Here is a 19946-nt window from a genome sequence, read left to right on the forward strand (position 1 = left end):
AAAGTGAAGCCTGCAGATTGCGGAAATGCTTTTTCAGACACGCTCCAGGATCAAATCCGATTTTACCCTCTACTTTTTCAGAATCACATCGATGACTGTATCGACTCCATCCGGCAATACCGGGTCTTCGCCGAGATCGGCGAATGCCATGGTCGGATAATCGCTGTGTACCCAGCTTGTGGAAACCGGGATTTCCGCGCCGGTTGCGACGTAGCGGATCGCCTGAATTTCTTCTTTTTTCACGCCGGGCAGCGGCAGCGGCCCAACGGTATTTTCATAGACATGAAAATACAGATGGTTTCCGTGGCGCGTCACACGGCCAAAGTCCGGTTTCTCAATACCGGCTTTTCCGCAGCCGTAAATGCTCTCTCCGTTTTTCTTCATCCACTTTCCAATCTCAGCCAGCCGTTCGATCGACTCCTCCGGGATATTTCCCCTGGCGTCCGGGCCGACATTCAAAAGCAGGTTTCCACCCTTCGATACGCACTCGACCAGCTTTTTGATCAGCATCGGTGCCGGTTTGAAGAAGTGGTCGTTGGCACAATAGCCCCAGTGATTGTTCATCGTAACGCAGGATTCCCAGGCGATATCGTTTCCATTTACATCCTGGATGCCATTCGGCGGAATCATCTGCTCCGGGCTCACAAAGTCGCCGTGGTACGGGGTCGGATTTCCGGCCGCCAGAGAACCGTAGCCCTCTCCGCTCACCTCGAGACGGTTGTCGATGATGACATCCGGCTGGAGCTTCCGCACCATATTGATCAGCTCCGTCGCTTTCCATGCTTCGCCGCGCAACGTATCGTAGGAAAAGTCAAACCACAGCACATCGAGCTTTCCGTAGTTTGTGCAGATCTCGCGTACCTGATTGTGCATGTAGGTCAGGTAGCGGTCGAAATCGCGGTCATCGTTTTTGTATGCCGGGTTGTTCCGCATCGGGTGATTCCGGTCGCCGTAATGTGGGAAATCGTCGTGGAACCAGTCGAGCAGGGAGAAATACAAACCGACCTTCAGTCCTTCTGCGCGGACGGCATCAACGTACTCTGCAACGAGGTCGCGGCCGCATTTCGTGTTGGTGGATTTGAAATCGGTATACTGGCTGTCGAAGAGGCAGAATCCATCGTGATGCTTGGCAGTCAGAACCACGTATTTCATACCGGCCTCTTTCGCCGCCTTGGCCCATTTCCGCGGCTCGAAATCAACAGGATTGAACTCCTCAAAATATTTCATGTAATCTTCTTTTGGAATCTGCTCGGTACTCCGCACCCATTCTCCGCGCGCCGGGATGGCGTAAAGCCCCCAGTGGATAAACATGCCGAAACGGGCGTCGCGGTACCACTCCATCCGCCTGTCATAGGCTTCTCTGTCAAATTTGTACATCGTTTTGCTTCCTCCTGTTTTAGTTTTATATTGGTAATGATTCGGTTAAATCTTGATTTTCACCCATTTTCCCTGTTTGAATCGGATCGTCGCAAAGATAAACCGTGACATCTGATCCGCCAGCACGCCGAACCAGATTCCGACGATGCCAAGCCCCAGCGTGTAACCGCCGAGATACGAAACGATCGTACGAATAAATGTAACGCTGATCATGGATGCAACTGCCGTATAAAGCGTATCTCCCGCACCGCGCAGGCATCCCATGTAAATAACCTGACAGATCTGGAAAATGACGACGAAAATAATGACATGGATGATGCTGACACCGATTTCAATGATATGCTGTTCTTCGAAAAACAGACTGTACAGCCATCTTCCGCCGAAGAGATAAATCGCAACGAGGCATACTGCGATGCCCGCGCCGATCAGACGGCACGTTCTGCCGTACTCTTTCGCAAGATCCGGCTTTTTTGCGCCAAGGCTCCGGCCGATCAGTGCAACCGCTGCGGACTGAAGGCCGTCACCGAACGCAAACGAAAGCGACATAATATTCATGCCGACCTGGTGTGCCGCCATCGCATCGGTTCCCTGCTTGGCCGCCATGATCGCCGTCATCATAAAGCCGATCCGCATGAAAACCTGTTCGAAAAACACACTGTACCCGACCCTGACCAGGCTGATGAACGCTGCAATCGTCGGTTTAATTTTGTTCTTCAGAATATAGCCAAGGTTCAGGAATCCGTCTTGCTTTGTGATGGAAAGGATGCTCATCACACATCCGACAACCGTTCCTGTGACGGTTGCCAGTGCCGCACCCTGAATGCCGAGTGCCGGGAACCCGAAATGGCCGTTGATCAGAAGATAATTCAGAATAATATTAATCGTATTTGATGTTACATTTGTGCGCATCGTGATTTTTGTATTGCCCGCACCGCGCTGTGCCGAGTTGATCCCCATCTGGATACAGTTAAAAATCATACCGCCCATGATGATACGGAAATATGTTACTGCGCCGTTATGCGTCTCCGCCGTTGAGCCGCACAGATGGATGATCGGACTTGCAAACGCCACAAATCCAACACTGAATGCAGCTGCCGCAAGGATAATAAATACAAGCGCAGTTACCAGAGTCTCATTCGCCGCACTCTGTCTTTGTTCCCCTCGCCGCCGCGCAACAAGGGCGGAAATCGACACATTCAGTGCAAAGAAAAACGCCAGGCCAAGCAGCTTCGGCTGTGTCGTCAGGCCGACCGCGGCAACTGCGTAAGAGCCAAGCGAGCTTACCATCAGCGAATCCACAAGACCCGCAAATGCAATAAAAAACGACTCCACGATCGCCGGCCACGCCATGTTGACGGCGGTCTGGAATGTGTCTTTGTGGTATTTCCCCTGTAACTTGTTTCCTAAGTACCCCATTTCTTTTCCTCTCTTTCGTCCCAATACCAATTTCTATTTTACTTTGTTTTAACAGAAGGGTCAATACGGTACCGGCAGAAAAAAGCCAGCCGCAAAAGCAAAATTCTTTTCGCTTTTTGTGGCTGGCTTTTCTTTTATCTTTCCGTAGCGATTCAGACCCCCATCTTGATTCCGCTTACGCTACATCCCAGTATTGCTTCTTATTTTTTCAGCACAAATTCTGCCTTATTCTCTGTCGTGCTGTCGCTTCCGATGAAGACTTCGAAAGCACCGTTTTCACTTTCTACACGCTCATTTTCTGTCAGGAAGCGAAGCTCTTCTTCTGTGATTTTGAAGATGACTTCGGTTTCTTCTCCCGGCTGAAGGGTTACCTTGCAGAAATCTTTCAGCTCTTTCACCGGGCGTACCACGGATGCGGCTACGTCGTGGATGTAAAGCTGTACGGTCTCGGTTCCCTTTGTATCGCCGGTGTTTTTCACGGTTACGGAGGCTTTAATCTCATCTTCCATGCCAAGCTCTGCCTTGTCCAGTTTCACATCTGAAATTGCAAAGCTGGTGTAGCCAAGGCCATATCCGAACGGGAACAGTGGTGCGTTCGGGATGTCGAGGTATTTGGAACGGAAACGGTCTTTGTCCTTGCCCGGCACGTGCGGTCTTCCGGTGGAATACTCGTTGTAGTGAACCGGCACCTGGCCTACAGAGTACGGGAAACTCATGGTCAGCTTGCCGCTTGGAGCGTATGCACCAAAAACAACGTCTGCGATTGCATTGGCACCCTCGGTACCCGGCATCCACACTTCAAGAACAGCTTTTGCTTTCGATACGACATCGCGCAGGTCGAGCGGACGGCCATTGAAGAGGACAACGACAACGTTTTCATTGACTTTTGAAACGCGCTCAAGCAGTCTCTGCTGGATTTCCGGGATACGGATGTTCGCGTTGCTGGTTGCCTCGCCGGACTGCAGACGATCCTCACCGATCGCAAGAACGACAACATCGGCCTCTTTTGCTGCGTTTACAGCCTCAAGAAGCATTGCTTCTTCCTCTTCCGGCGTGGTGGACTGCTCCATCGCCTCGCCGAAGCCCTCCAGGCGGATGTCGGAGCCAAGCATCGGAGAGCCTGCATGGAAGCTCATGTTTGTCGTATCTGCCTGCGCTTTTACGGCCTCTTCCAGATTTGTCACATCCTTTGCATCTCCGATGAAGGACCAGGAGCCCATCAGGTTTCTGCTGTGGACATACGGTCCGACCCAGGCAATCTTCTTCTCCTTGCCAAGCGGCAGGATTTTCTCTTCGTTTTTCAGCAGTACAAACGATTTTCTTGCGGCTTCTCTTGCCAGATCGCGGTGCTCTTTGCAGAGAATTATCTCTTTTTCTTTCGTCTCGTCTGCGTCTTTATACGGATTTTCAAACAGTCCCAGTTTGTTTTTCAGTTCCAGAATACGCATGCAGGACTCATTGATCAGATCCTCGGAAATCTTGCCCTCTCTTACAAGACGGCACAGGTTTTCGCAATAAATACCGGTCATCATATCAATGTCAACGCCTGCCTCTGCGGAGCGGACAGCTGCCTCCTCGCGGTCTGCGCAGTAGCCGTGGTAAATAATCTCCTCGATTGCCGCCCAGTCGGAAATCAGAACTCCGTCAAATCCCATCTCATCACGCAGGATGCCGCGCATCAGTTTCTTGTTTCCGGTTGCCGGAACACCGTTCACTGTGTTGAAGGAAGTCATTACCATCGCTGCGCCTGCATCGATGCCGGCTTTGTAGGACGGCAGATAGAAGTCACGGAAGGTATGCTCGGAAAGCTCTACGGTATTGTAGTCTCTTCCTGCTGTCGGAGCACCATAGCCTGCGAAATGTTTCACACAGGAAGCAATTTTGTACGGCTCCTTCAGATCGTCTCCCTGGAATCCGCGCACCATTCCGGCACAGAACAGACCGTTCAGATACGGATCCTCACCGGTAGACTCCATGACACGGCCCCATCTTGCATCGCGGACCAGGTCGGTCATCGGTGCGAAGGTTACGTGAAGGCCGGAAACGGCTGCCTCTTTTGCAGCAACTGCCGCACACTTTTCGGAGAGCTCCGGTTCAAACGTTGCGCCCTGTCCCAGCGGAATCGGGAAAATGGTCTTGAAGCCGTTGATGATATCCAGCATGAACAGCATCGGGATGTGATGCGGGTGCTGCTCCACAAAATCCTTCTGGATTTTCTTTAACGTTTCTGCACCCATGCTGCCCAGGATGGAACCGGAAAGCGCTACATTTTCCGGTGTAAAGCCTTTATCCGCCATCGGTCCCATGGCTGTGATGTCCATATCTTTATTGAAGAAGGCGCCCACCACCTGGCTCATCTGGTTCACTTTTTCTTCCAGCGTCATGTCGGCCAGAAGCTCTTTTAATTTCTGCTCGGTCATTTTTTCTCCTCCATACCTCGTTTTTGCTGTATCTGCTTCTTCAGAAACCCCTAAAATGTCAGAAAAATATCGTTTTTCCGTTTTTTTCTGAATCTTATACTGAAATTTTACCACATCTGACTTGAAAAAAATATCCCCTGATCCGACCTTTTTCTTTCACTATTCCGACCTGTTTGCTGCTGTTCCGGTGCGTAAGAAAGTGATAAAATCCTCTGTTATTTCCCGGACATGTGAAGGGTGGCTTTCCGCTATTTTTCACTAAAACTTCTTCGGTATTCCAGCGGTGCGTATCCCGTATTATCCTTAAACATCTTCGTAAAGTACGAGAAATTGCTGTACCCCACATACAGCGACACCGTATTGATCGGCAGCGTGCTCTGTGTCAGGAGCTTTTTTGCCTCCTCCACCCGCTTTTGGATGATATAATTACTGATCGAAATACCCTTTTCTTTTTTAAAGATCCGGGACAGATAATCCGTATTCAAAAAGACAAGCTCCCCAAGCTCCTCCCGGTGAATCTCCTCCCGGTAATGTGCATCGATATAAGCGCATACCTGACTCGTGACCGAATCTGATTTGTTGATGTACTGTCTGTACTGAACTGCTTTCCGAACCAGTACCCCGGCATATTCCATCATCTCTTCTCTGCCATAAAGGGAATTCCGATGCAGGTTTTCCATATCCGCATCTGCAAACAGTGCATACGCCTTGATCTCCCGTTCCGAAAGCCATGCATACACCACCTGCGTCAGATCGGTACGGAGTGCTACCAGAAGCTCCCTGGTAATCATTCCTTCCCGCTCCGTCCGGTCAAGGTATTTCTGCAGCCGCTCCAGCAGCTCCTCCGGTTTTTCCTCCGAAAGCAGAGCTTTCCATACATCCAGCTCCTTATTTTCGTAGCTGGTCTGCGGAGCCTGAAATTCGTTCAGAAACAGCACCTCGTTTCGCACGGAAAGGCTTCCCTCCCGCATTTTCTGAAGATTCCGGCTCTGCTTTTGCATCCCCCGCACAGATTCCCACTGTCCGGCGCCGCACCACAGCTCCGGATAGATTTTTTCATTCATCCACGCAACAAACTGCCGCAGAATTTCACAATCCCGTCCACCGTCCTGCGGGAATGCTTTTTCCTTTGACTGTGTAACAATCCAGTAGCTGCCCGGTTCCTGGTAAAAAACAGTATCTACCGCAATATCCGTTTCCTCATACAGTTCCGACAGCACATTTTCGATCACAAATTCCATGGTCGCCGTATCCCACATTTCCCGCTTATTGCTCTTTATTTCCGGCATCAGACAAATCAGCCGGAAATAGTGTCCCGGTCCGTATGGCAACTGACGCTGTGCCGCCGTTTCGCAGAATTTTTTCTCAGAGAAGCCGTCTTTCAGCACATTTTTCCAGATATCCTGCTGCAGAATTTTTCTGTTCCGGTTCCACTTGATGCTTTCCTGCCTGAGATCCTGTATTTTCTTTTCTTTCGCAACGGATTCCGCCGCACGCTGTACGGCCTCCTTCAGCTTTTCAAAATCAATGGGCTTCAGCAGATAATCGACACTGTTCAGCTGTATCGCTCTTCTGGCATAGTCAAACTCCGCATAGCTTGTCAGGAAGATGACCTGGACCTTCAGCTCCTCTTTCCTGACCCACTCCACAAAGTCGAATCCCGTTCCGCCCGGCATCACGATATCGCTGATTACAATATCAATGTCCACCATTCCCATGATGTTCTTCGCCTGCTGTACGGAAAACGCGGTATACACCTCGTTCACCCCGGTCTCTGTAAGATCGAGGTTTCTTTTGATACTTTCAATCACGTACTCTTCATCATCCACGAGCAATAGTTTCATGTTCTTCTCCCCCTGTCCTGTATGGAATATGGATATCTACAATCGCTCCGCCGAGCGGACTGTTATCGAAATGAATCTCTCCTGTATCACCATAGTAATAACGGAATCGTTTCAGGCAGTTTTCAATCCCGATATGCTTTCCATGCTCGGAAATATCTTCCCCTGCTTTCAGCCTTTGCAGCGTCTCCTCCGGGAAGCCGTTTCCGGTGTCTGAAATATAAATGTTGACATACTTTTCGTCTCCGCGGTCCTCCGGGTAAACCGTCACGGAAATCAGCGGAACCGTCTCCAGCGTCAGGGCATGTTTTGCCGCATTCTCTACAAACACCTGAATCAGAAACGGGAAGATTACCGCGTCTTTCACTTCTTCATGGACTTCAAAATAATAGGTGAATTTTTCCGGATAGCGCAGCAGCAGAATTTTGAGGTAATTTTCGCAGTGGTTCGTCTCCGCCGTCACTGGCACCATCTCGCTTGTATTGCGGAAAATATAGGCGAGATAATCGGATGTAATACGGCTCATCGACTTTGCATGATCGTACTGTCCGAAGTCAATCATGCTGTAAATAAAGTTCAGACAGTTCATGTAAAAATGCGGACGAATCTGGATTTTGAGGTAATCCATCTCGATTTTCTGTTTTTCCAGCTCCTGCTCATACAGCGTGATCTTCAGACGTCGGATCTGATGAATCATGTTTCGGAATTTATCGTCAATCCGCTCCAGCTCTACCAGATTTCCTTCCGACATCTGATAGGTGAGATCCCCATTGTCATATTTTTGAAGATTTTCCGTAAACATAGCGACCGGCTTCAGGATTTTTGTTTTCAGATGGAACAGCAGCACGGAACCGGCAATCACCATCAGAAATGCAACGCCGAGAAGAGCAAACACACTTCCCGTCATCAGATTTAAGACTCCCGTCCAGGAGATTTTAATCCGTATTTCAAACGGTGCCTGTGAAAGCTCCTGCCGGAACGTATAATTGCCGGTATCAAGCTTCGAACCGTCCGTTACAATTCCTTTTTCCGTCAGTGTTCCGATGCTTTTTCCGTTCTGGTCAACGAGACTGACATAGCCGCTCTTCCCAAGAGACAGCTCAGAGAACGGTTCCAAAATCGTCTTCAGATTGACGTAGCAGCCGAATCCGACGCCCTGACTCTGTGCTACCTTGAGCATATAAACCTCATTGCCCTGGCGCATCACGGTCCATTTTTTCTTGACTGCATACGTCTGCTGGGACAGACTCCTGATCCGGCGCTTCAGCGCTTCCTGCAGATACGGATCAATGGAATAACGCCCGTCGGAGGAAATGCTCAGCTGATATAAGCTCTCATCCTTCTGCGTATAGAGAAAAACATTGTAATCCGTTCCAAAATCCCACGCTGCAGATACATAGTTCCTTCGCAGCTGTGTGATGACATATTCCTCATACTGATCCTTCTCCATCAGATCCATATATTTCCAGAACGCAGAATCCGGGTTGGAGCTGTCCATTACAGTCGAGAACAGGTTTCGGCTGATTCGAAAAAAACGGTTATCCAGCTCATCCGTATACAGCTTTGAAATCTCTTCCAGCTGCTCATATACCTGCTGCTGCGTCCGGTTCAGAATAATCATGCTCCCAGCCAGAAAAAGCAGCAGCATACTCAGCAGGCAGATCAAAAGATAACGCCCCTGCTGCGCCAGTGTTGTTTTTTTCGTCTGTTTTGAAATACGCATGATATTTCCTCCTTTTTTCTGTTCCGGTACGCTCGAAATTTTTCCGTGTTTGATTTTACGAACTGATCTTTTTTTCTGAATATAATACAGCAGAAAAACAGTACACCTCATGTTTCCATGAGTCTGTACTGTTTTTCTGATTTATGTCGGAAACACCGAAATGTTTCTCTTTTTTATTCCTGCATGGAAAATCATCCCTTTACCGCGCCAAGTGTGATACCTTCTGCGAAGTATTTCTGAAGGAACGGATAGATGATAAACAGCGGCAGCATGGCGATAAATGCGATTGCCATACGGATCGAGGTTGTCGGCAGCTTTGCCACCTCCGCGCCGATATTTCCGGTTACTTTTCCACTTGCCAGGTACTGAATATCGGTGATCATCTGATTCAGCAGGTTCTGGATACTGTAAAGCTTCTGACCGTCATTTCCTGATAAATAGTATAAACCATTTGTCCAGTCATTCCAATAGCCAAGTGCGGAAAACAGTCCCATGGTTACCAGAATCGGTTTTCCAAGCGGCAGTGTGATGCTGGTGAAAATCTTCATGTGTCCTGCGCCATCGATTTTGGCCGCCTCGAACAGCGCGTCCGGGATACTGGTGTTAAAGTAGCTTCGGATCATCAGCACGTTGTTTGCGCTTAACAGGAAGCCCGGAACAATCAATGCCCAGATCGTGTTTTTGATGTGAAGATAATTTACATACATCAAGTAGGTCGGCACCAGTCCGCCGTTGAACAGCATCGTAAAGAATACGAAAAAGGTAATTGCTCTGCGGTACGGCAGTTTTTTAACAGAAAGCGGATACGCCAGAAGAGAGGACATCGCAATATTTGCAGCCGTACCAACGATCGTTACAAAAATGGTGATTCCGTATGCTCTCAGAATTTTCTCGCCCTGGCGGATGATATAGGAGTAAGCATAGAAGCTGAATTTCTCCGGGAAGAACGAATATCCGTTGCGGATCAGTGTGTTTTCATCGGTCAGCGAGGAAATAAATACGAGTACAAACGGCAGTACAATGGATAAGGTAATCAGAATGAGTACTACATTAATCCAGAACTGGAAACGTTTTGCTTTTTTTGAATTTGTCATACTTCCATCCTCCTAGAATAATGCCTGGTCTTTGTCTACTTTGCGGACAATCCAGTTGCTCAACATTACGACACAGAAGCCTACCAGAGACTGGTATACACCGGCTGCAGATGACATACTGATATTTCCCTGTTCAATCAGGGCACGGTATACGTAGGTATCGATAACGTTTGTGGTCGGGAACAGAACACCGGAGTTCATTGGTACCTGATAGAACAGACCGAAATCGGAATAGAAAATTCTTCCGATGCTGAGAAGCAGCAGGGTAATGATGGTCGGAACGAGGCTCGGCAGTGTGATTTTTGTGATCTCCTGCCATTTGCTTGCACCGTCCAGTCTGGCAGCCTCATAGAAGGAAGGATCAATACCGATCAGCGATGCGATATAAATCAGGCATCCGTATCCTACGCCCTTCCAGCAGTTCGCGATGATCAGGATCGCCGGCCAGTATTTCGGTTTCTGGTACCACTGGATCGGGTCAATATGGAAGAACGGAAGGATCGAATTGTTGACAAGACCATTTTCCGCACTCAGAAGCGCATATACGATGTAGCTTAAGATAACCATGGACATCAGGAACGGAAGAAGAATTGCACTCTGATATATCTTTTTGAGCTTTGTGTTTCTTATCTCCGTAATCAGAATCGCAATGGCAATTCCGACTACCATGTTTACAAGAATAAATGCAATGTTATACAACAGCGTATTTCTTGTAATAATCCATGCATCCTTGGAAGCAAACAGGAATTTGAAATTTTTAAGTCCTGCCCACGGGCTTGCCCAGATACCTTTTGCAAAGTTCAGTTTTTTAAACGCAATCACCATACCTGCCATTGGGATATAGTTGTTAATCAGCAGATACAGAAGTGCCGGAAGCATCATCAGATAAAGCGGCCAGTATTCCTTCAGCGCGTTTTTCTTTTTTCCTTTTTTAACCTCTGCTTTTTTCATAAAGCGTCTCTCCTTTTATGAGGGCTGTTTTTTTCAGGTTCTTTCACAGAGAAAGCTCCACATCTTTTCTGGTAAGAGTGGAGCCTTCGGTTACTGTATCACACCGGATTTTTTTCCGCCCCGGTCGTGCTCTTTTTACAAATTATGGTGCCTATTTCTCTGCAAGAAATGCATCCAGCTGCTCCTGCTTTGCAGCAATGACATCGTCGATTCCCGCATCGTCCAGCGCCTCAAGGAACTGTGGAAGCAGTTCTTCCGGATCTCCGGAGCCGCTGCTAAGTGCGCCGTTGTACTGGCTGATTACGTTGTTCAGGGCTGATACCTGATCCGCATATTCGCTGTTATCAAAGACAAATCCCAGTGCTTTCGACTCGATACCGGAAGCGTTGAACTCCTGCATTTTGTCCCAGAGCTGCGGGTCAGATCCATCCCATTTGTATGCGATGAACTGGTTCGGAAGCTCCCATCCACAGTTAAAGCTGTAGCCTGCATTGTCTGCTGTTACACCGTCCGGGTAGTTGATGATTCCGTTTTCTTCATCTTCTACTACGTAGTCGGTTCCCTCTTCGCCCCAGTTCAGAAGGTTCATGACCTCCGGGCTGCCATAGATATAATCGAGAACCTGCATTGCTTTTTCCGGATTTTCGGAGTTCTGTGCTACAGAGAAGATAATTCCGCCGTAAGAGGATGAGTTGATGATCGGCTGATCATAGAACGGTACGATTTCAAACTCATATCCTGTGGAGCTCTGGAACTCAACCGGGGTACCTGGATGATAAGCAAAGAACAAGGAGAAGAGATTTCCTGCTTTGCATACGGTTCTCCAGTTTTCTGTGTTTGTTCCGGCATCCTTGCTGATGTAGCCTTTCTGATACCAGTCATGCAGCATAGTTGCAGTCTCCTTGTACCAGTCGCTTGCAAAGTAGTTTTCTACGGTTGTGCTGTTGGTCTGATCCATCAGAGCGCCCGTGTTGGCATCGCCAAGTCCATCAGCGCGGGACAGACGGCTCAGAGGCGTATCACTGTTGTTGCTGGAGAACAGCATTGTCATATCAGGCTCGCCTGCCTGTACGGTCTCAAATACTTTCTCCATATCCTTCGGCTCTTTGATTTCATCGGTATTGATATTATACTTTTCTACCAGGTCTTTTCTCATGAAGATGGCTGGAATGCTGCCTCGTTCGATCTGGTTCGGAACGCCATAGACAAACCCATCAATCTGATTTGTTTTTGCAATATCCTCGCCATAGATATCTTTCAGGTTTGTGCCGTATTTGTCAATCAGTTCAGACATATCCATGATCTGGCCGGAATGCATATACTGTACAGCTGTTGTTGCATTTGTGTACAGAAGATCGATTTTCTCATCGCCGGAAAGCATCAGCTGTAACTGCTGAGATGCGCTTGCCCACGGAAGAACAACGATATCGAGCTTTGCGTTCAGCTCCGGCTCCAGAATCTCGTTGATTTTTTCTTCGATTCTCTCTTCGTCCGGCTGTGTAGTTCCCTGCAGTACCATAGTTACGGTGTACGGCTCGCCTTTTTCCTCTGTCTTTGCTGTGCTTCCGGAAGCTGCGGTGGAACCGGAATCAGAACTGGATCCTGTGCTTCCGCATGCTGCCATGGAAAAAGCCATGGTTGCTGCAAGAATGCCTGCTAACACTTTTTTCTTCATACTTTTTCTCCTTTTCACGTATCGTGTTGTGTGACCTTTGATGGTTGTAGTATAGCAGGACTTTGGCATCCATCTCTATAACTGATTTGACTTTGAAGTATCACTCTTCTGACCTTTGTGTTCTTTTTGTGTCTTTTTTCTGTCAAAAATCTTCCACCATCTTTGCCCCTTCTGCCCCATCGAGTTCGGCCACGGTTCCATTCATGACACGGTAGACTCTCTGGCAGAGGCCGAGGACACTCGGACGGTGCGTCGTAACGATACAGGTTTTGTTGGGACGTTGACGGATGATGTTTCGAAGGACGTTTCGTTCCGTTGTGACATCCAGTGCCGAGGTGGCTTCATCGAGAAGCAGCACCGGGGCATCGCGGAGGACGGCACGGGCAATGGCAAGCCGCTGGGACTGGCCTTCGGAGAAGCCGCGGCCACGTTCCCCGACGCGGCTGTTGATGGTATCCGGCAGATGCTGGACGAAATCCCAGGCGCAGGAGATTTTGAGCGCTTCAATGATCTCCTCGTCGGTCGCATCCTCTTTTACCATGCGCATATTTTCGGCGATTGTGCCGGAAAGGATCGTATTTCCCTGCGGAACATAGGCGAAGAGATGACGCGTTTCGGCGTTCATAGGAACCGTTTTTCCGTTTGAGGCAATGATCACGGTTTCCCCCTCCTGCGGGCGGATAAGGCCGAGAATCAGGCGGATCATCGTTGTTTTTCCCTCGCCGGACGGGCCGACCAGCGCTACAATCTCGCCGGGGGCGGCCTGAAACTCCGATTTGGTGATTACTTTGTTTCCTTCTATATAGGAAAATTCTACCCCGTGCATCTGTACCCGGAAGCCATCCTTTGCCAGCGGATCAAGCGCGGCACTCTCCGGGATATGGATTTCTTTTGGCAGCTCCACGAGCTCACGGATCCGGTGCGCCGAGACGGAGCTGTTGAGGAAGGACGGAATGATCGAAATCACGTTTCCAAATGCGCCGGAAAGGTTACTCCGCTGCTGCAGGAACAGTGTCATGGTTCCATAGGTAATGTCGTGCATCCACAGACGGAACAGACAGTATCCGAATGCCGTAAACTCCACCGCACTCCCGAGAATGGACATCACAATATTGGTTTTAATCGTAAACAGATTATATTTCAGGCTGATGTCTTTGAAAAGTCCCTGCCACCAGCGCATCTTTTTACTGTAATACGGTGCGATGCCAAACGACTTGATCGTATCAAAGTTGTAGAACGCTTCTACCTCAAAGCTCATCAGATTACTGCTCATCTCGCGTACTTCTTTGCTGTATTCCCGCTGACGGCGGATCATAAACCGGGACATCAGAAGCAGAAACGGTGCGCTCAAAAAAGCAATCAGCGCCATAACCCAGTCATAATGCAGGATCACGAAGAAGGTGGCAATAAACCGATACACGGCAATGATAATCGTCGGGAGCCAGCTGATTGCGTTGCCGCTGACCGTTCCAATGTCGCCGTTAAAGCGGTTGAGTACGTCACCGTTTGCGTATTTGCTGATTTCCAGCCAGTCCGCATCGACGATTTTGTCGAAAATATCCGCCTGGATGTCGTTGTTGATCGCGATGCCAAGCTTCGTTGAAATGCGGTTGATGACGCTCTCAAATCCAAGACTGAACACGGTGCTTCCGATCATGATGCAAAGCAGCAGCGGAAGCTTCTGTATCTGGTATCCGGTAATGATATCGATCAGGTATTTTCCTGCCACGCTGCTGACAAGGCCAAGCGAAGTGCTTAAGATGCCGAGAATCGTGTAAAAAACGATCGCACCTTTATAGCGCGCACTGTAGCCAAAAATCCATTTCCAGTCATCGATGATTTCAGAGAATGTTCCGTTTTTCCATCGCTCCGACAGGATGCGGAGAGACTCAAAGGGAGCATCTTTACTTTTCTCTTTGGATTCTTCCTGCATGCGCGTCTCCTCTCTTCTTCCCGTCTGCGGTGCGGATCATATCGTATTTCTTCAGCAGTTCGACACGTCCCGCACCCACTTCAATGCTCGATTTCTGTTCTTTTTCTCCCTGCCCCAGCCATTTCAGAATCCGCTGCACGTATGCAGCCGGAAGCAGAAACGGATATCTCGCCGCATAGGGATACTTGTTTTTCATATAGGAAGCTTCCGGAACCAGCGATTTCCAGATTCCCCCCGCCGTGTGCTTTTCCGCCGTGTGCTTTTCCGCCCCGGTCTCTGCCGCATACAGGGTAATGTTTGCGCTGTGGATCCGCCCCGCGCTCGATTTTCCGAACGAACCGGCATCGAGAATATCGATCAGAAGCGCTTCGGAATCCGGATGAAGCTTCTTTACGGCACGGACTGCCCCACTTGCTTCATAGGAAAAGCCCAGATACCGCTCGCCGATATCCAGCAGATTGATGCAGAAGCACGTCATATGATACTCCTCGCACAGCTGCCAGAACATTTCCCAGTCTATTTTTCTTCCATATACACGAATCATCTGTACCATATCACAGACCTGACGGATCCCGACGCCACCGTGAAGAAAGTGCTTGAGGCTGTGACAGAGAAGATAGAAAAGATGATGCGTTTCTTCTAAGGTAAAGATGCTCTGCCCCTGCACTTCCACTTTGGATGGATGCGCGAAAACATCGGAAAATGCACGATTCAGATAACCATAGGCAGAGGATTCTGTGCTGAACAGCCTGGTATGTATTTCATAAAAGGCTCCTGTTTTCGGATGAATATAGCCCATCTCTTCCGGGATATCACCGTCTTTGATGCCATCCGGCATTGCGGCTTCTTTGTCCCGCACAAAGCCCTTCCGCATAAAATAGGCATCCACTGCTGCAAAATCCTTTTCCGGAATCAGCAGATCCTCATCCCCGGACGGGCGCAGATCCGGCTTCGGATAGAGATTCCTGCACACAATTCCTTTCATCACCAGCGGCTGCACGCCCAGATGCGCCAGTTCCTTTTCGTCGGAAAGAAACAGCGCTGTACGCGAAACCTGCTGCAAAACACTCTGCATCGCCTGCGTTTTTACCTGTCTGCGAAGCTCGTCCGAAAGCTCTGCAAATTCCGGTGCTTTGCCCACAACATCGTAGACCGCTGACAGCAGCGAATGCTGTGCCGCGAGGACAAACAGATGATTCCATTGTTTTTCTGTCAGCGCCTGAATTTCCGCCGGCGATGCTTTTTCTTCTGTCAAAAACGCACGAATCACCGCAAGGAATACGGTTTCTGTTTCTGTAATCATCTTCTTTTCCTTTCATTTTCTCTGCACGCATCATTTTTCTTTTTATCCACACCGAATAACCGGGCATATCCATGCATCAGAATCGGGCGAAGCGGGATGATGCGAATCCAGACCTGTGCAAAAAACTCCCACCAGAACGTTCCCGGTACAAGTATTTTTCCTTTTCGTTCCACTTTTGTCACCCGTGCAAAGATCTGCTTCCGTTGCACATGATGCTCGATTTCCGTCTGTGCATCCCCGATTATGTCATAACCGTCTGCATGAACGCGGCAGATCCGATGTACGACAAACTGTCCGCCCGGCCGCTCGTAAAATACGATATCACCTTTCCGAAGTTCCCGCTCCGGCGCTCGGAAGAAAATACTGTCGCGTCCATGAATCAGAAACGGCGCCATGCTGCTCCCGGAAATCACCATACGCACTTCTCTGCCCTGCTCTGCAAGTTCTTTCAGCATTCCGACATAGGCACGTGTATCCATCATTTTCATGCATGTTTCTCCCTTTTCTGAATCATGTTTTTGTGCAGTGCAGCTGCATATGTTTCACTTTCGAACGAACCGGCCCCGATCTCCTGCTCCAGCGTTTTCACCGCATCTTCTGAAATGTCGCACGCCAGATGATACACCGGAACTTTTCCAGCAAGCTGTTCGAGAAGGTCGAGACTGTGCACCAGTCCCTCCCTGTCCCAGCGGTTCATGGTGATCTGTCCGTACAGACTCGTAAATGCCTCTGCCGGACGCAGCCGCCACGCCTGATTCGTCTTTGCCTGGCTCAGCATTACAATGCATCCGACCGGGAGCTTTTTGTTTTCGCAGACTCCTGAGGTTCCGCAGACCGGCCAGCCGTTTGCTGTCCACGCTGTGCCGTCATATTCCAGCAATGCCTTATCCCCATTTACGGTACGGCTTCCCCGGTACTGTTCCCAGAGTCCCGCCTGCGTGGTTTTGCCCGTTCCCGATGGTGCAGAAAAGAGCATTGCTTTCCCCTGATACTCCGTGTATGCACAGTGCAGAATCAGGCACGGCTGCTCTGCCAGACGGCGCTCCAGGGCAATGAGGGAAAGAAAAACAACTTCATACTTTTCAACTTCTGCCAGATACCACCTGCCGACGAAAACCTCTGCACGATTTTGCGCAGTCTCACGGTAGAATGCATAAGGACGCGCTTCTCCTTTCACACCGATCCGGCGGCTCTCCAATCCTTCTTTTGTATGAAACACCTGCAGATCGACCCGATCCACAATCAGCTCTCCCTCCGCTTCCGGCAATATGTCGACGGCCGTAATGATATATGTATAATCCGCAGAATCCGTTTCCACCAAAAATTTTTCCATATCCATCGGAAGTACCAGCTCTTCCGGAAACTTCAGCCGGAAGGAAAAACTCCCTGTCTGAAATGTTTTTTCCATCAAAAACTCCTCTTTCTCCCCATGATCTTCCCTTCTCTCCGCAACGTATCACGATCCCTTTTTCCGCATTTATGATAACAAAAAAAAGAGACTCCGTCAATCTTTGGAGCCTCTTTTGTAATTAAATACGTAATTTTGTTTTCGACTGATCTGCAGCGTTTTATAGCCATGCCGGAAATACAGGATCTCCGCCGCACCGGTAATTGTCCACGAAAAGATATACAGCAGATACAGTGACGGAATGGTATGGAAATACGCGAAAATCGTGTACACCCAGATCACACGGAACACGCAGGAACCGAGAATAATGATAAAAATATTCTTCCACAGCGAGCCTTCATCGTTGTATTGCAGAATGAAAATCTGCTGATTGCGTTGATATACTCCTGGGATACTTCGCGGTTTGGAATGGATACGTTTTCTTTTTCGTTATCGTATGTCAGATCTTTCTCCAAATCGTCTCGGACGGCTCACGCACAGATATCGCTGGAGTGTCCGCACGCAGCGATTTGTTTTTTCTTCCAGGGTTCAAATAGCTTCCCATACTGTCCGTACCTCCGTTTCAAATTCTTTCTCTATCTTATCACGAAACCTCCTTTTCATCTATACTAAAAGTAAACATCGCAAAATTCGTTTTTGAGCAGATTACATTCCCATCTTTTTCCAGTTTTTACTTGACTTTTCCTAGTTCTTCTTTTATAATCTTTTTGTAATGATAAATGTAATTTATTTCTGTGAACATTCTACCTATTTTTCTTGCTGACTGCAGAAATACTTTCTGCCTGAAAAGGCACAGCATTTTGCAAGAGGGGAGTTTGTGATGGAACCGATTGCTTCTCCGACCCGGTCGGATTTGTTACAAAAGATAAATGAAAAAAAATATCGTGTCAATTCCGATTATCTGCTGCGTGAAATTGCAGGGGAATATGCGATTATTCCCGTTGGGACTGCCTGTCAGATTTCGAATGCAGTGATGGTTCCAAACGATACCGCTGCATTTCTCTGGAATGCTTTTCAGCAGCCACGTACCATTTCGGAAGTCGTTGCACAGGCGTTAGAGGAATATGAGGCTGCGGAAGATACGATTCAAAATTCTGCTTTAAATTTTGTGCATGATACTTTAAGGTATGCATTATTAGGGGAGGTTATATCGTTATGAAGAAAGAGTGGATGGAACCTGTTGTTGAGGTTCAGGAATTTGCTGCAAATGAATATGTGGCGGCCTGCGGGGATAGCGGGAAAGTTTATAAATTTGTCTGCGATGCTGGACAATACGGTCATAATTATAATGTTTATTATTATGATGGATCTTGGCAAAAAAAATATATCGCAAAAGAAGGCTCATGGGGAGGCTGGGGCTCTCAAGCTCAATTTTCTGGATATCATCCTTGTAACAAGACTCATGAAGCGGAATCTGATAGTGGATTTATCAGTGGTTTTATAGATGACCAGTCTACCCGCGATGATGAAGCAACCCCCGTTGTCATCTGGACCGAAAATGGTACAAACGTTCATTGTACTACCAGATTAGACATCAATACTTGGGAAACCGCCAAATCCTGATTTTTCCACTAAATAATAATTTTTCAAACCACAGCAAAAGGATCGAACCCACTCGTTTCGATCCTTTACTATACCTATTAATAATTGGTTCATCAAACCACTTTTTTCGGAGGAACCTTTATGAACTACATGGACGACGCTTCCACCTTCGAGCGTTCTTTTCTCCAGAAAGCGCGCCAGCAGCACATTCCTATTACCGGCGCGCTTGAACTTCTGCCACTCTGCAATATGAACTGCGACATGTGTTATGTCCGTCTGTCCCGTTCAGAAATGGAATGTCAGGGACAACTCCGCACAGTTGATGAATGGATTCTGCTTGCACAGCAGATGCAAAAAGCCGGTACACTTTTTCTTCTTCTGACCGGCGGTGAACCACTTCTCTTTCCTGATTTCAAAACACTATATCTTGAGCTTCGAAACATGGGCATGATTCTTACCATCAACACCAATGGAACCCTGCTGGGCGAATCCTGGGCTGATTTTTTTGCTAAGTACAGGCCGCGCCGCATTAACATCACGCTCTACGGTGCCGATGCCGCTTCCTATAACCGTCTCTGCCATTACCCCCAGGGCTTTGATCAGACCGTCCGCGCCATCCGTCTGCTCCGCGAACGAAACGTTGATGTCAAAATCAGCTGTAGCGTCACTAAAAAGAACGCGCATGATTTTCCAAAAATCTTTGTTCTCGGAGAAAAGCTTGGAGTCCCCGTTCATGCCGATCACTATATGATGCCCGCCGTCCGGGAACGCTCCCTTCCTTTTGATGCTCAGGTCCGCCTGAACCCGGAAGACGCCGCTGCGCTTGCCCTGCAGACACTGAAACTGCAGCTGACCAGCGATATTTTCCGGCAGTACGTTCATGAATCCATCCACCGCGTCAACAATCCGTCTTTTCCACGGGGCAATGGTCATATCTCCTGTCTTGCCGGAAACTGCTCCTTCTTCATCAACTGGCAGGGCTTTCTTTTCCCCTGTGTGATGTTATCCGAAATCTCCGCCCCTGTTTTTGATCTTGGATTTATTTCCGCCTGGGAAAAAGTTTCCGCCGCTGCACAGAAGATTTCCCTAAGTTCCCAATGCTGTCAATGCCGTTTGCAACCGATATGCCGCACCTGCGTCGCAGCCGCGTTTTTAGAAACCAGTTCTTATCGGGGAATGCCTGGTTATCTCTGCCGCTATTCCGAGCATTACTATCACCTGCTGCTGGCAGAAGAAGCTTCTTTTTCCTCCATCGCCTTATAG

At 48.6% G+C, this 19946-nt stretch carries 15 protein-coding genes; 3 read left to right on the forward strand and 12 right to left on the reverse strand.

The window, feature by feature from the left end:
- Positions 1–69 precede the first annotated feature (69 nt).
- From DW642_RS12415 to DW642_RS12470, 12 genes are all read right to left on the reverse strand, one after another.
- Positions 70–1377, reverse strand: a complete 1308-nt coding sequence (locus DW642_RS12415) for an alpha-L-fucosidase (protein WP_117510370.1) — start codon at positions 1375–1377, stop codon at positions 70–72.
- A gap of 45 nt (positions 1378–1422) precedes the next feature.
- A complete protein-coding gene (locus DW642_RS12420) occupies positions 1423–2793 on the reverse strand; it encodes an MATE family efflux transporter (protein ID WP_117510371.1) in 1371 nt (456 codons plus the stop codon).
- A 200-nt stretch (positions 2794–2993) separates the two neighbouring features.
- Positions 2994–5213 (reverse strand): beta-glucosidase BglX, encoded by a 2220-nt coding sequence (gene bglX / locus DW642_RS12425; RefSeq protein WP_117510395.1) that lies wholly within the window; start codon positions 5211–5213, stop codon positions 2994–2996.
- Between the two features lie 248 nt (positions 5214–5461).
- Complete coding sequence (locus DW642_RS12430; RefSeq protein WP_117510372.1) at positions 5462–7057, reverse strand: response regulator transcription factor; 1596 nt, start codon at positions 7055–7057, stop codon at positions 5462–5464.
- Positions 7035–8777 carry a sensor histidine kinase gene (locus DW642_RS12435; RefSeq protein WP_117510396.1) on the reverse strand — a complete coding sequence of 581 codons (1743 nt, stop codon included), beginning with the start codon at positions 8775–8777 and terminating at the stop codon, positions 7035–7037. The genes DW642_RS12430 and DW642_RS12435 overlap by 23 nt, the downstream gene beginning before the upstream one ends.
- Before the next feature lie 191 nt (positions 8778–8968).
- Positions 8969–9871, reverse strand: coding sequence for a carbohydrate ABC transporter permease (locus DW642_RS12440; protein ID WP_117510373.1), 903 nt, complete (start codon positions 9869–9871; stop codon positions 8969–8971).
- 12 nt (positions 9872–9883) lie between these two features.
- Entirely contained in the window at positions 9884–10822 is a 939-nt protein-coding gene (locus tag DW642_RS12445) for an ABC transporter permease (RefSeq protein ID WP_117510374.1), read from the reverse strand.
- 151 nt (positions 10823–10973) lie between these two features.
- Positions 10974–12497, reverse strand: coding sequence for an ABC transporter substrate-binding protein (locus DW642_RS12450; protein ID WP_117510375.1), 1524 nt, complete (start codon positions 12495–12497; stop codon positions 10974–10976).
- A gap of 142 nt (positions 12498–12639) precedes the next feature.
- Positions 12640–14430: an ABC transporter ATP-binding protein gene (locus DW642_RS12455; RefSeq protein WP_117510376.1), complete on the reverse strand. Its 1791-nt coding sequence runs from the start codon at positions 14428–14430 to the stop codon at positions 12640–12642.
- Positions 14402–15733 (reverse strand): nucleotidyltransferase domain-containing protein, encoded by a 1332-nt coding sequence (locus DW642_RS12460; protein WP_117510377.1) that lies wholly within the window; start codon positions 15731–15733, stop codon positions 14402–14404. The genes DW642_RS12455 and DW642_RS12460 overlap by 29 nt, the downstream gene beginning before the upstream one ends.
- Positions 15730–16221: a S24/S26 family peptidase gene (locus tag DW642_RS12465; protein WP_117510378.1), complete on the reverse strand. Its 492-nt coding sequence runs from the start codon at positions 16219–16221 to the stop codon at positions 15730–15732. The genes DW642_RS12460 and DW642_RS12465 overlap by 4 nt, the downstream gene beginning before the upstream one ends.
- Positions 16218–17141: a hypothetical protein gene (locus DW642_RS12470; RefSeq protein WP_117510379.1), complete on the reverse strand. Its 924-nt coding sequence runs from the start codon at positions 17139–17141 to the stop codon at positions 16218–16220. Before DW642_RS12470 ends, DW642_RS12465 begins: the two co-directional genes overlap by 4 nt.
- An 820-nt stretch (positions 17142–17961) precedes the next feature.
- On the opposite strand from DW642_RS12470, the gene DW642_RS12480 reads away from it, so the two are divergent.
- From DW642_RS12480 to DW642_RS12490, 3 genes are all read left to right on the forward strand, one after another.
- Positions 17962–18300 carry a PqqD family protein gene (locus DW642_RS12480; RefSeq protein ID WP_117510380.1) on the forward strand — a complete coding sequence of 113 codons (339 nt, stop codon included), beginning with the start codon at positions 17962–17964 and terminating at the stop codon, positions 18298–18300.
- Positions 18297–18704, forward strand: coding sequence for a hypothetical protein (locus DW642_RS12485; protein ID WP_117510381.1), 408 nt, complete (start codon positions 18297–18299; stop codon positions 18702–18704). The genes DW642_RS12480 and DW642_RS12485 overlap by 4 nt, the downstream gene beginning before the upstream one ends.
- Before the next feature lie 120 nt (positions 18705–18824).
- A complete protein-coding gene (locus tag DW642_RS12490; protein WP_117510382.1) occupies positions 18825–19946 on the forward strand; it encodes a radical SAM protein in 1122 nt (373 codons plus the stop codon).

It is taken from the genome of Blautia sp. AM23-13AC, from assembly GCF_003435675.1.
Lineage (GTDB): Bacteria > Bacillota > Clostridia > Lachnospirales > Lachnospiraceae > Fusicatenibacter > Fusicatenibacter saccharivorans.